This is a genomic window from Elioraea tepidiphila DSM 17972, assembly GCF_000378465.1.
Classification (GTDB): Bacteria; Pseudomonadota; Alphaproteobacteria; order Acetobacterales; family Acetobacteraceae; genus Elioraea; species Elioraea tepidiphila.
The window spans coordinates 1-12,911 of the sequence record NZ_KB899911.1 but is presented as its reverse complement, the minus strand read 5'-3'; the positions used below and the strand labels follow the sequence as shown (position 1 = coordinate 12,911).

13 protein-coding genes are annotated in these 12,911 nt (G+C 68.9%); 12 read left to right on the top strand and 1 reads right to left on the bottom strand.

The window, feature by feature from the left end; translation table 11 throughout:
• The first annotated feature begins 247 nt into the window (after window positions 1-247).
• Genes F563_RS0101620 through F563_RS0101610 form a run of 3 tightly spaced genes read left to right on the top strand, consistent with a single transcriptional unit; the run spans window position 248 to window position 3,358 of the window.
• Complete coding sequence (locus F563_RS0101620) at window positions 248-1,369, top strand: ABC transporter ATP-binding protein (RefSeq protein WP_019012894.1); 1,122 nt, start codon at window positions 248-250, stop codon at window positions 1,367-1,369.
• Window positions 1,366-2,325: an ABC transporter ATP-binding protein gene (locus F563_RS0101615; protein ID WP_019012893.1), complete on the top strand. Its 960-nt coding sequence runs from the start codon at window positions 1,366-1,368 to the stop codon at window positions 2,323-2,325. The genes F563_RS0101620 and F563_RS0101615 overlap by 4 nt, the downstream gene beginning before the upstream one ends.
• A 37-nt stretch (window positions 2,326-2,362) precedes the next feature.
• Complete coding sequence (locus F563_RS0101610; protein WP_019012892.1) at window positions 2,363-3,358, top strand: NAD-dependent epimerase/dehydratase family protein; 996 nt, start codon at window positions 2,363-2,365, stop codon at window positions 3,356-3,358.
• A 3-nt stretch (window positions 3,359-3,361) separates the two neighbouring features.
• On the opposite strand, the gene F563_RS0101605 is transcribed toward F563_RS0101610, so the two are convergent.
• Window positions 3,362-4,060, bottom strand: coding sequence for a LolA family protein (locus F563_RS0101605; RefSeq protein ID WP_019012891.1), 699 nt, complete (start codon window positions 4,058-4,060; stop codon window positions 3,362-3,364).
• A 122-nt stretch (window positions 4,061-4,182) separates the two neighbouring features.
• On the opposite strand from F563_RS0101605, the gene gshB reads away from it, so the two are divergent.
• From gshB to F563_RS0101560, 9 genes are all read left to right on the top strand, one after another.
• On the top strand, window positions 4,183-5,133 hold the full coding sequence (gshB, locus tag F563_RS0101600; RefSeq protein WP_019012890.1) for a glutathione synthase: 951 nt from the start codon (window positions 4,183-4,185) through the stop codon (window positions 5,131-5,133).
• Window positions 5,134-5,190: 57 nt separating this feature from the next.
• Complete coding sequence (locus F563_RS0101595; protein WP_019012889.1) at window positions 5,191-6,045, top strand: AraC family transcriptional regulator; 855 nt, start codon at window positions 5,191-5,193, stop codon at window positions 6,043-6,045.
• Between the two features lie 135 nt (window positions 6,046-6,180).
• A complete protein-coding gene (locus F563_RS0101590) occupies window positions 6,181-7,155 on the top strand; it encodes a Bug family tripartite tricarboxylate transporter substrate binding protein (RefSeq protein ID WP_019012888.1) in 975 nt (324 codons plus the stop codon).
• A gap of 219 nt (window positions 7,156-7,374) precedes the next feature.
• Window positions 7,375-8,442 carry a DNA phosphorothioation system sulfurtransferase DndC gene (gene dndC, locus F563_RS0101585; protein ID WP_245557084.1) on the top strand — a complete coding sequence of 356 codons (1,068 nt, stop codon included), beginning with the start codon at window positions 7,375-7,377 and terminating at the stop codon, window positions 8,440-8,442.
• A 27-nt stretch (window positions 8,443-8,469) separates the two neighbouring features.
• Window positions 8,470-8,694 (top strand): hypothetical protein, encoded by a 225-nt coding sequence (locus F563_RS0101580; protein ID WP_019012886.1) that lies wholly within the window; start codon window positions 8,470-8,472, stop codon window positions 8,692-8,694.
• Window positions 8,694-10,772 (top strand): DNA sulfur modification protein DndD, encoded by a 2,079-nt coding sequence (dndD, locus tag F563_RS0101575; protein ID WP_019012885.1) that lies wholly within the window; start codon window positions 8,694-8,696, stop codon window positions 10,770-10,772. Before F563_RS0101580 ends, dndD begins: the two co-directional genes overlap by 1 nt.
• Window positions 10,773-10,805: 33 nt before the next feature.
• Window positions 10,806-12,317: a DndE family protein gene (locus F563_RS0101570; RefSeq protein ID WP_211211320.1), complete on the top strand. Its 1,512-nt coding sequence runs from the start codon at window positions 10,806-10,808 to the stop codon at window positions 12,315-12,317.
• A gap of 135 nt (window positions 12,318-12,452) precedes the next feature.
• On the top strand, window positions 12,453-12,665 hold the full coding sequence (locus F563_RS25940) for a hypothetical protein (RefSeq protein ID WP_026299235.1): 213 nt from the start codon (window positions 12,453-12,455) through the stop codon (window positions 12,663-12,665).
• A gap of 50 nt (window positions 12,666-12,715) precedes the next feature.
• The coding region (locus F563_RS0101560; RefSeq protein ID WP_019012882.1) for a hypothetical protein at window positions 12,716-12,911 on the top strand (196 nt) is incomplete at its 3' end.

Below are 12,911 nucleotides of genomic sequence, written 5' to 3'. Positions count from 1 at the left end.
GCGGCGATCCACGCCTCCCCCGAACCGTGCCAGCGTCGATCGGTTCCGGATTGGCCGTTGATCGCCTCAAGGCGACGTCGCATTGTTGCATGGCGTCGACAGTCCGCACGAGGGGGCAGGGAATGAAACGCCGGAGCATCATGGCACCGCAGGCGGCGCGCGCGACCGGCACTGCGGGTCGGCCGCGATCGGTCGGCGCCGCCTTCGCCCCGCCGCGCTGACGCGGCCCCGGCGGACCGTCGGTCACGTGCTGCGCTACACGATCGGGCGGCTCGTCTCCGCGATCCCGGTCCTGCTCGTCGTCTCGCTCGTCGCATTCGCGATCATCGCGCTGGTGCCGGGCGACATGGCGAGCGAGATGGCGGGCCCCTCGGCCACCGCGGAGGAGCTTCAGCGCCTGCGCGTCCAGCTCGGGCTCGACGTGCGCGGGCTGACGGTGCGCTTCGGCCCCTGGGCGGTGGTGGAGGACGTCTCGTTCGCGGTCGCGCCCGGCGAGGTGCTGGCGATCGTCGGCGAGTCCGGCTGCGGCAAGTCGATGACGGCGCTGGCGCTCACACGGCTCGTGCCCGAGCCGGGACGCATCTCCGGCGCGGTGCTGTTCGAGGGGCGCGACCTGCTCACGCTCGGCGAGCGCGAGATGCGCCAGGTGCGCGGCGACCGCATCGCGATGATCTTCCAGGAGCCGATGACCAGCCTGAACCCGGTGTTCACGGTCGGGCACCAGATCGCCGAGGCGCTCACCTGGCACGCGGCGATGTCGGCGGCGGCGGCGCGCGCGGAGGCCGCGCGGCTGCTGTCGCTGGTCGAGATCCCGAACGCGGCCGAGCGGCTCTCCGCCTATCCGCACGAGTTCTCGGGCGGGATGCGCCAGCGCGTGATGATCGCGATGGCGCTCGCCTGCCGCCCCGCGCTGCTGATCGCCGACGAACCCACCACGGCGCTCGACGCGACGGTGCAGGCGCAGATCATCGACCTCCTGCGCCGGCTGCGCGCCGAGCTCGGCATGGCGGTGATCCTGATCACGCACGATCTCGGCGTGGTGTCGGACTTCGCCGACCGGGTGGCGGTGATGTACGCCGCGCGCGTGGTCGAGACCGCGCCGGCCGAGGCGCTGTTCGCCGCGCCGCGCCATCCCTACACCGAGGGGCTGCTCGCGAGCCTGCCGCGGCTCGATACGACGGCGGAGCGTCTCGCCTCGATCCCCGGCCAGGTGCCGCCGCCCTTCGCGCTGCCGCCGGGCTGCCGCTTCGCGCCGCGCTGCGCCCACGCCAAGGCGCCCTGCGAGGCCGGGCTGCCGCCCCTGCTGCCGGCGGGTGACGCACGCGCCGCGGCGTGCATCCGCCTGACGGACTACGCGGTGGCGTCGTGACATCGATCCTGTCGGTGCGCGGCCTGACCAAGCACTTCCGCGGCCGCGCCGGGCTGTTCCGCGAGCCCCCGCCGCCCGTGCGCGCGGTGGACGGGATCGATCTCGACGTGCCGGAGGGCGGCACGCTCGGGCTCGTGGGCGAGTCCGGCTGCGGCAAGTCGACGACGGGGCGGCTGGTGCTGCGGCTGATCGAGGCCGACCACGGCAGCATCCTCTTCGCGGGCGAGGATGTGCGCGCGGCCGACGCGGCACGGCTGCGCGCGCTGCGCCGGCGGATGCAGATCGTGTTCCAGGACCCGTTCGGCTCGCTCGATCCGCGCATGACCGTGCGCGAGATCCTCGAGGAGCCGTTCCTGATCCATCGCATCGGCGATGCGGCCGAACGCGGCCGCCGGGTGCGCCGGCTGCTCGACGCGGTGGGGCTCGCCGCGCACCACGCCGCGCGCCACCCGCACCAGTTCTCGGGCGGCCAGCGCCAGCGCATCGGGCTCGCGCGCGCGCTCGCGCTCGACCCGGCGCTGATCGTCGCCGACGAGCCGGTCTCGGCGCTCGACGTCTCGGTGCAGGCGCAGGTGCTGAACCTGATGAAGGATCTCCAGCGCGAGCGGCGCCTCTCCATGCTGTTCATCAGCCACAACCTCGCGGTGGTGCGGCACATGGCCGACGAGGTGGCGGTGATGTATCTCGGCGTTGTGGTGGAGCAGGCGCCGCGCGAGACGCTGTTCGCCGCCCCGCTGCACCCCTATACTCGGGCGCTGCTCTCGGCCGTGCCCGATCCGGGCGGCGAGAAGCGCGCGCGCGTGGTGCTGCGCGGCGAGATCCCCTCGCCCAGCGCACCCCCCTCGGGCTGCCGGTTCCGCACGCGCTGCCCGCTCGCCGAGCCGCGCTGCGCCGAGACCGTGCCGGCGCTGCGCGCCGTCGCGCCGGGCCATCGCGTGGCGTGCCATCTCGCGTGACTTGCCGGCGGCATGGCCGCCCTGTATCCGGCGGCGCATGACGATCCTGCTGACCGGCGCGGCCGGCTTCATCGGCTTCCATCTGGCGCGCGCCCTGCTGGCCCGCGGCGAGCGCGTGGTCGGGTTCGACTCGGTCAACACCTATTACGACGTGACATTGAAGGAGGCGCGGCTGCGGGTGCTGGCGCGGGACCCCGGCTTCACCATGGTGCGCGGCGATCTCGCCGATCGCGCGGCGGTGCTCGGCCTCGCCGAGACGCATCCGACGATCGACCGGATCGTCCATCTCGCCGCCCAGGCAGGGGTGCGCTACGCCGAGGTGAACCCCTACGCCTATGTCGATGCCAACCTGATGGGGCAGGTGACGGTGCTGGAGCTGGCGCGCCGGCTGAAGCGGCTCACGCACGTGGTCTATGCCTCGTCATCCTCGGTCTATGGCGGCAACACCAAGCTGCCCTTCAGCGAGACCGACCCGGTGGAGAGGCCCTACAGCCTCTACGCCGCCTCCAAGCGCAGCGGCGAGATGATCGCGACGTCGTATGCGCATCTGCACGGCATCCCGTGCACGGGCCTGCGCTTCTTTACCGTCTACGGGCCGTGGGGCCGGCCGGACATGGCCGCCTTCCTGTTCGCCGAGGCGATCACCGAGGGCCGGCCGATCACCGTCTACGGCGAGGGCAAGCTGAAGCGCGACTTCACCTATATCGACGACATCGTCGCCGGACTGCTCGGCTGTCTCGATGCCGGACCGGCGGTGGCGGCGCGCCCCGACGAGCCGGGCGGGCCGCCGCACCGCATCTACAATCTCGGCAACCACCGCTCCGAGGTGCTGGACCGCTACATCGCGCTGATCGAGCAGGCGCTCGGCAGGCAGGCGGTGCGCCAGCACGCCGCCAAGCCGCGCGCCGACGTGGCCGAGACCTATGCCGACATCGCCCGCGCGCAGGCCGATTTCGGCTTCGCGCCGACCACGCCGATCGACGAGGGCATTCCGCGCTTCATCGCCTGGTTCCGCGCCTGGAAGGGCGTCTGACCGCTAATCCCGTCGCGGCTCGAAGAACTGCGGATCGACGAACCGGAACAGCGCCGGATCGAACCGCCCGCCGGTCTCAGCATTGAACAGGCTGACGCGCACCGCCTGCGCCTGCGCGTCCACCACCGTCCATTGCCGGAGCGCGAGCGGCGGGTCGTTGAAGGTGAGCGTCAGGCTGCCCTCGCCGCTGCGCCCCGCGCGCACCAGCGTCACCTGAATCACGCCGGGCGTGCGCTCGATGCGCGTCGGCACGACGTCGCCGCCGGTGAGGCGGATGCGCTCGGCGAGCAGCACCGAGAGCGGCGTGGCGCCGATCGGGATGTGGCTGGTCTGGCGCACCGACTTGTCGTGGAAGATGACGAAGGTGCCGTCCGCCACCAGCAGGATCTGCGCCGGCGGGTCGTACTCGAAGCGCATCCGGCCCGGGCGCTGGAGCCAGAGCGTGCCCTCGGCCGTGCCGCCGCGCGCGTCCATCTGCACGAAGCGGGCGGTGAGCGTGCGCACGCCGTCGAGATAGGTCTCGATCCGGGCGAGATCGGCACGGTCCTGCTCGGTCAGCACGGCGGGCTCGGCGGCGCGCTGGGCCGGGGCCTGGGCGGCGCCGGCGGGCGGCGGCGGGCGGCCGGGCAGGCTGCGCGACTGCTGGGCGAGCGCAGGCAGCGGCAGGGCGGCGAGGACAGCGATCAGGGGGCGACGCTTCATGCGAGCAAGATAGGGGCTCGGCGGCGGAAACACAGCGCAGAGCCGCGTGAGCGCCCCCTGGCCTTGCCCCGCGCCGCGCGCCTCGCCAAGTTCCCGCCATAACCTCCGGGGAAGAGCACGCCATGGCCGAAAGCCTCGCGGTTGCGATCCAGATGGATCCGATCGAGACCATCAACATCGACGCGGACAGCAGCTTCGTGCTGGGGCTGGAGGCGCAGAAGCGCGGCCACCGGCTGTGGCACTACCTGCCGCGGCACCTGGCGCTGTCGGCCGGGCGGGTGCTGGCGAAGGCGCGGGCGCTGACGCTGCGGCGCGAGCACGGCAATCATTTCACCCTCGGGCCGTGGGAGGAGCTCGACCTCGGCACCATGGACGTGGTGCTGATGCGCCAGGACCCGCCCTTCGACATGGCCTACATCACCGCGACGCATATCCTCGAACACATCCACCCCGACACGCTGGTGGTGAACGATCCGGCGAGCGTGCGCAACGCGCCGGAGAAGCTGTTCGTCACGCATTTCCCCGACCTGATGCCGCCGACCCTGATCACCGCCGACCGTGACCAGATCATGGCGTTCCGGCGCGAACACGGCGACCTGATCCTGAAGCCGCTGTTCGGCAACGGCGGCGCCGGCGTGTTCCTGGTGAAGTCGGACGACATGAACCTGAACGCGCTCCTGGAGCTGTTCACCGAACGCTCGCGCGAGCCGCTGGTGATCCAGCGCTACGTGCCGGAGGTGCGGCAGGGCGACAAGCGCATCATCCTGGTGGACGGCGAGGCGATGGGCGCGATCAACCGCGTGCCGGCGGCGGGCGAGGCGCGGTCGAACATGCATGTCGGCGGGCGGCCGGAGAAGACCACGCTGACCGAACGCGAGAAGGAGATCTGCCGGCGCATCGGCCCGGCGTTGCGCGAGCGCGGCATGATCTTCGTCGGCATCGACGTGATCGGCGACTACCTGACCGAGATCAACGTGACCTCGCCGACGGGATTGCAGGAGGTGGCGCGGTTCGATGGCGTGCATCTCGAAGCCTATATCTGGGACGCGATCGAGGCGCGGCTCACCGGGTAAAGTCCGCAAGCGCTGCATCATCGCCGAGGGCAGGGTGACGGCACCGGAGGGACACCGATGCCGCCTCGTTCCGCGACCCTGACATCCTATGCCGACCGGCTCGGCCGGGCGCTGCGCCTGATGGCGGCGCGACCTGACGAGGAGCTCTCGATCGAGCGTCTGGCGGAGGCGGCGGCGCTGTCGCCGTTCCACTTCCACCGCGTCTGGACCGCGATGATGGGCGAGACCGTGGCGGAGACGCGCCGGCGCATCCGCATGCAGCGCGCGGCGGCCGATCTGCTGCGCGGGCGGCTGCCGTTGCCGCAGGTGGCGCGGCGGGCGGGGTATTCGGGTGTCGCGGCGTTCGGGCGTGCGTTCCGCGCGGCGCATGGCGTGGCGCCGGCGACGTATCGGGCGCGGGGCGGCATCGGCGTCCTTCCGGGTGTCACTCGTTCCGAAGGAGAGGATGTCATGTATGAGGTTGCGATCCGCCCGTTCGCGGGTGTGCGCGTGGCGGCGATGCGGCATGTCGGCGACTACCAGGGGATCGACGCGGTGTTCGACCGGCTGATGGCGTGGGCATCGGCGCGCGGGCTGGCCGGTGCGCGCTGGTTCGGCGTGTATCACGACGATCCGGCGGCGGTGCCTGTGGCGAAGCTGCGCAGCGATGCGTGCGTGGCGGTTGGCCCGGACGTCGTGGGCGACGACGCGGTGACGATCACCGAGATTCCGGCGTGCCGCGCGGCGGTGCTGGTGTTCAAGGGGCCGTATGCGGAGCTGGAGCGGCCGTATCGGTGGCTCTATGGCGCGTGGCTGCCGCGGAGCGGCGAGGAGCCGGCGGATCGGCCGTGCTTCGAGGAGTATCTGAACGAACCGCGCGACCTGCCTCCATCGGAGTGGCTCACGGCGCTGCATCTGCCGTTGCGCGGGTAGCGCAGGGGGGTGTGGGGGGACCAGCGTGGTCCCCCCACGGTCTTTTTGACGGCGCCGGTGATTGCCCGCTGGGGTCTGCGGACTAGAGTGGCGTCAGCGCGCAGTGACGCGCCAACAGTGCGGGAGACACGGAGCATGACGACGATGACGCGTCGCGGCCTGGCCGCGCTGGGACTCGCTCGGGCGGCGTTGCCGGCACGCGCGCAGGCCGGCTGGCCGGAGCGGCCGGTGCGCTGGATCATTCCGTTCCCGCCGGCGGGCACGGCGGACATCCTCTCGCGCCTGCTGGCCGAGCATCTCGGCCCGCGGATCGGCCAGCCGATAGTGGTGGAGAACCGCGCCGGCGCGGGTGGGACGATCGCGGCCGACCTGCTGGCGCGGGCGCGCGGCGATACGCATATCGTGATGACGACGAACTTCGCGCCGCATGGATCGAGCCCGACGCTGTTCCCGAACGTGACCTATCATCCGCAGAACGATTTCAGCCATGTCGGGCTGTTCGGGTCGCTGCCGATGGTGATCTGCGTCCATCCGTCGCATCCGGCGCGGACGCTTCAGGAGTTCCTAGCGGCGGCGAAGGCGAAGCCTGGCGATGTGGCGATGGCGTATGGCGGCAATGGCACGGCGTCGCATCTGATCGGGTTGCAGTTCCAGCGCGTGGCGGGGATCGAGCTGACCTTCGTGCCGTATCGCGGGGCGGGGCCGGCGTTGATCGATGTGCTGGCGAATGTGGTGCCGTCGATCATGGAGACGATGCCGGCGGCGATCGGACATCTCCGGGCGGGGCGGTTGCGGCCGCTGGCGGTGAGTGCGGCTTCGCGGTCGGCGGCGTTGCCGGATGTGCCGCATTTTGGCGAGGTGGGGTTGGGGGATGCGTCGGCGGTGAACTGGTTCGGGTTCGCGGCGGCGGCGGGCGTGCCGGGTGCCTTGGTGGAGCGGTGGAACACGGAGTTGCGCGCGGTGCTGGCGTTGGAGGAGGTGCGCGCGCGGATGCTGGAGCTGGGGTTCGAGGGGACGATCATGGAGCCGAACTTCATGCAGGACTTCGTGGGCCGCGAGGTGGCGCGGTGGCGGCAGGTGATCCGCGAGAACAACGTGACGGCGGGGTGAGCCAGCCGTTGCGCGGGTAGAAGGGAGAGGGGTGCGGGGGAGAGGGGAAGGGTAGGCGGCGCTGCGCCGACCCGAGGGCCAGCTTCGCGCGGCCCTTTCCCACTATTGCTTGCCAGAGCGCGCGCAGCGCGCCAAGAAATCATCCGTGACGAGTCCGTTTGGTCCCCCCCTCCCCTTGAGACTGCGCTTGGCGCGGCGATCGCCGCGATTCGGGCCGAGTTGCGGGACGAATATCTCCAGCCGCACGGGTTTCCGTGGATCGTAGGCTTCTCGGGCGGCAAGGACAGTACGCTTGTCGCGCATCTCGTGTTCGACCTGCTGTTGTCCCTTGCACCAGACGACAGACGACGACCGGTGCATATCGTTTCCAATGACACTCTGGTAGAGAGCCCGCTGGTGATGGCGCATATCGCGGCGGTACAGGCCGAGATGCGCAGAGCGGCGGACGCTTGGCGGTTACCAGTGACTATCGTCACGACGAGGCCGGACCCAGATGCGACGTTCTGGGTGAACCTGATCGGGCGAGGTTACCCCTCACCGAACCGTTCGTTCCGCTGGTGCACGGATCGCATGAAGATCCAGCCGACCAGCCGCTACATCCGCGCGCAGGCTGCAGCATCCGGCGAGGTGATCCTGCTCTTGGGCGTGCGGCGAGACGAGAGCCCGACCCGCGCCGGAAGCGTGGGCCGCTACGACAACGGCTCCCGGCTCAATCGGCACAACGATCTTGTTGGGTGCATGGTCTATCGACCAATCGTCGAGCTTTCGACCGACGATGTCTGGGAGTTCTTGGCATCGGTGGCACCGCCTTGGGGTGGCAGCCACGCGGCGCTGATCAAGCTGTATCGAGACGCCGGTGGTGGCGAGTGCCCGGTCGTGACGCAGAAAACGGACGTACCGTCCTGCGGCACCACGTCGTCGCGGTTCGGATGCTGGACCTGCACGGTCGTGGAAAAGGACCGGAGCCTTGAAGGCTTTGTCGAGTCCGGGTTCGGCGAGTTCGGCCCGCTGATCGCGTTTCGTGACTGGCTTGCTTCGATTCGGAACGACCCAAATCGACGCATGGCACGACGGCGGAACGGTAGGATCACGGTGACGGACGACGGCGTGTTCGTGCCCGGACCCTACACGTTTGACACGCGCCGCGAGATCCTCACGCGCCTTGTCGCGCTTCAGGACCGCACAGGGCGGACGCTGATAACCGCAGACGAGATCGCACGGATCAGGACGATCTGGGCGGAGGATGCCGCCCAGGCGGCGGGATGGGCAGCCGACGCAGTCATCTAGAACCACGCATTTGCCAGGGAGGATAAATTGGCGCGCGAGTACGTCACGTTGTTTGCCTCCAAGGACGGACAGTCGCTCCTGCGGAAGCATTGCCGCCGCGTTGGCCTCGAGGTCGCGAGCCTGCGACAACTTGTAGATGAAGTGATCGAGAAGGACTCCATGGCAAAGCGGGCCGGCCTCTGGCAGGCCTTCGACGACATCCTGGACAGCCCCGGCGATGAGCCTGTCAATGGGACCGGGGAGCGCACCTGATGCACCTGCGCAGCATCACCCTCCGCAACTTCAAGGCGTACGAGACGACGCGCATCGACCTTCCCAAGCCCGTGGACGGCCGGAACGTCATTTTGATCGGGGGCAAGAATGGGTTCGGGAAGACCACCCTGTTCGAAGCGATCGCCCTTGGGCTCTATGGACGCGACGGCATACGCCTGATCCTCCGTGCAGGGTTCGCCGCCGACGAAGAGCGTCGCGCCCTCAACTTCCGCGACTTCATGAGCCGGGCGCTGAACCGTCGCGCGCTGAAGAACGGTCAACTGGACTGCCGTATCGAGCTCGGCTTCGAGAACGAGGCAGGGATCCCGATTACCATCACCCGCGCCTGGCACTTCGCCGAGAACGGCATGTTGCGGGGCAGCGGCGCCGAGGATGTGCGGATCCTGAGGGGCCTGGAGCGACGGCCAGTGGAAGCGCCACGGTCGGAAGCGGACGTGGAGGGATGGTATCGGGACTGGGTGGCCCAGGAGTTCCTGCCCTCGAACTTGGCCACGTACTTCCTGTTCGACGGCGAGGCGGCGTCCGCTTACGCCGAGCGCGACATGGGCCAGCAGGTCCGCGAGGGGATCGAGGGACTGCTGGGGCTCGTCTGGCTCCGCCGATTGGCGGACAGCCTGCGCAACTACGCCAACGCCAGACGCGCACAAGTAGCCAGGGGCGTGACCGGAGAACGCATCCTGGCGCTGCAACGAGACTGCGAAACTCTGGAAAAGGCGATCAACGACGCGAAGGCGCGGCTCGAGGAGCTGGCGCCGCAGCTTGCCGATGCGGAAGGGGAACGCGATGCGTTGACTCAGGAACTCGCCGGGTATGGCGCCGGCACGCAGGCCGATCTCCAGGAACTACAGACGCGCCGCCACGTTGAGGAGAAGCGGCGAGAGCGTGCCATCGAAAACTTGTTCGCCATGGCCGAGGCCGATCTTCCCTTCGCGATGGCGGGCGATGCGTTGCGCGAGATGGTCGAGAGGCGGCTCGACGCCGAACGCCGGCGCGATCAATGGCTCGCCGCGCTGATGGAGACGCAGGGTCGCGCCGAAGGAGTCCTGGCCGCCATCGGCACCGACCTCGCCGGCGTCGAGCCTCCTCTGCTCCCGATGCAGCACGAGCGCGTTCGCGATGCGGTTCGACGAGGGCTCGAGCGTCTTTGGCAACCCCCACCGAACGACTCTGCTGAGTCCTTCCATCATGGCCATGCAACGGGCCGCTTGCGCGAGGCAATCCGCGAGAGGTTGGAACGCAGCCGTACCGCAAACCGAGAAACCATCTGCGATCTGCTGGCGGACATGTCGCGCGCTGCGGCCGAGTTGCGCACCATCGCCGCCGAAATCGAAGGAAGGCAGGTCGCGGCGCCGCAGCTCGATGAGAAGCGCGCACGGATCGTAGAGCTCAACGGGCAGATCAATGCGCTTCGTCGCGAGGAAGGAGAAATGCGTGCCTTCATCGCCTCTCGGGAACCCGAGCTCGGGCAGAAGCGCGCTGATCTCAAGCGGCAGTCAGAGCAGCTCGACCAATCGCAACGCCCGGCCCGGCTTGCACGCCGCGCGGTGGAGGTTGCGGATATGCTGGATGATGTGATCCGCGAGGCTCTTCCCCTCCAGACCCGAGAGATAGCGGACGAAATGACCCGCGCTATTGGCGTGATGGCGCACAAGAAGGACCAGTTTCGCGAGGTCGAGATCACGGACAACGGAGAGGTTCGGTTGCTCGGGGAAGCGCGGCAGAACCTGCGCGAGCTCGATCTATCCGCGGGCGAGAAACAGGTTTTCACGCAGGCGCTTTTCGCGGCGGTCGCATTCGTTTCCCAGCGCGACTTCCCCCTCGTGATCGACACGCCGCTCGGCCGGTTGGACGAAGAACACCGCCTCAACATCCTGCGCTTCCTCGCGCAGCGCCGAGGACAGGTGCTGTTGATCTCGACCGACACGGAGGTCGTCGGCCCGTATCTGGATGCGATCCGTGATCGCGTTGCGACCACCTACCGCGTCGAGCATCGAGTGGATGGCGGTTTCGGATCCTCGGTGCTCGTTCCCGGCTACTTCCCGGGGCAGGGGTTCTGAGTCATGACGCCAAAAGAGCCAGCGTCGTTGCAGTTGGACCAGATCGCATCCACGTCCTTCCGCGCAACCGAAGACACGGATGGGCGCCTTCGACGCCTGAAGGACACTCTCGGATTCGCCAACCACAACATTCCGGCCCGGCTTGCCATCGCCCGGTCGCTGTCCGTTCCAGAGGCACCCGCCGCGCCCTCTGGCGACGCGGGAATGATCATCCGCGGGCAGAACCTGTTTGGAACTGGCACCGATGCGGCGACATGGGTGTCGTTGATCATCGAACACGCCGGGCGCGCGCCGAAAGACGTCGCGGAGTTCCAGGCTTGGGTCCGCGCGCACTGGGCGCGCGGAGCGGTCATGCTGAGCAGTCTTCTCGATGAAGCGGATGGTAACAGCGATGAGGTGTGGCGCCTGATCGCCGAGACGACGGTCCCGACGGGAGGAAAGCGATCAGCGGGGATCGGCGAGGGCAACGCGCTCAACGACACGGTCGGCATAGTGCCTCTGGTTCTACCGATCGGCGAAGTGAGCCAGGACGCTCTGACGCGTAGTGAAGTTTCGTGGCCGCTGAATGCTCCTGGCGGAAGTCCACATGCGGCCTTTATGGGCGGTGTGGGGAGCGGCAAGACTCGCACGGCAACATTCATGCTGCGCGCCATCCGGCAGCACTACCCCCCGGTCCCACTGATCGCGTTCGACTTCAAAGGCGACATGACGGACGATAAGAACGCTCTTGATCGCGCGTTCGGCGCCACAGTGCTGGCTCCGCCACATCAGCCCATCCCGCTCGACGTGCTGGCGATCGCCGACCGCTCGCCCACAGGCGTCACGCTTGCGGCCCAGCGGCTGCGCGACAGCCTGGCGACGCTCAAGGGCGCAGGCTTCGGCGCCGTACAGAAGGGCCTCCTCGGCGATGCGGCCGAACAGGCGCTCCGGGCGCACATGCCCTGCCGGCTGGCGGACGTGCGGGATGCGCTCAAGCAGGTCTATGCCGCGCGGGGCCGGAGCGAAGACGGCGCCATCACCACACTGGATGATCTCTGTCGCTTCGATCTTTTCCGGCCGGACCTAGTCCCGGCGGAGTTCTTCGGCCGCTCCTGGGTCATCCGGCTGACCGCCGAACTGCCGGATCTGGTGAAGGTGTCGGTGGTCACACTCTTGACCGATGCGCTTGACCGCCACCTGAACAGCCAGCCCGACGCGCCGACGGACGCCGCCGGTAACCGTGCACTCCGTGTGCTGTTCGTGATAGACGAGGCACGTCGCATCCTGGGCAATAGCCTCCCTGGCCTATCCGGTCTGATCCGGCTCAGCCGATCGAAGGGCGGTTGCGTGATACTGATTTCCCAGGGGCCGGACGACTTCTCGGGCGAGGAGGACGAGTTCCTGAACGAGATGGGGCTGGTGGTGGCCTTCCGGACCAACGCGGATGCAAAGGCCGTGCGTCGGATCGTTGGTCCGGGCGCAACTCTCGTGACGCTGGAGAAAGGACAGGCCTGGGTGAAGGTCGGCGCGGAGCCCGTACCGCGACGGGTGATCGCTTGGCGCTGACATGTCCGGTTCTGGCGGAACGGGCTGCTAGCGTCGTTGCACCGGCGGTCGCCCTCCCCTTTGCCGCACGCCCGGGAAGGCGGTTAAAGGCTTAGGGGCTGACCTAGCTAAGCGGTGAAAGGCTAGGTTGGTCAGATGGTTGAGCGTCGTCGGAGCCGTCTGGCGTTGGGGGTTCAGCAGCGGCTGCTTGAGCACTTCGTGGCCGGTACGCCGGCACGGGTCGCGGCCGAGCTGGTCGGCATCCATCGCGACAGCGCGATCCTGTTCCATCGCGAGCTGCGCGAGATCATCTTCGCCCGCACCCGAGAGGCGCAGCCCTTTGCCGGCGAGGTCGAGGTCGACGAGTGAACCGCTCCGGTTTTGCCGGAGGCTCCAACTCCTGAGAGGGTGGAGGCTGCATGAGCAAGACGACGAACAAGTTCTCGCCTGAGGTCCGCGAGCGCGCGGTGCGGATGGTGCGGGATCACGAGCACGAGCATCCGTCGCGATGGGCGGCTGAGACGTCGATCGCGGGCAAGATCGGCTGTACGGCCTGGACGCTTTTGGATTGGGTGAAGCGCGCCGAGGTGGATGCCGGCAAGCGGGCTGGCGTGC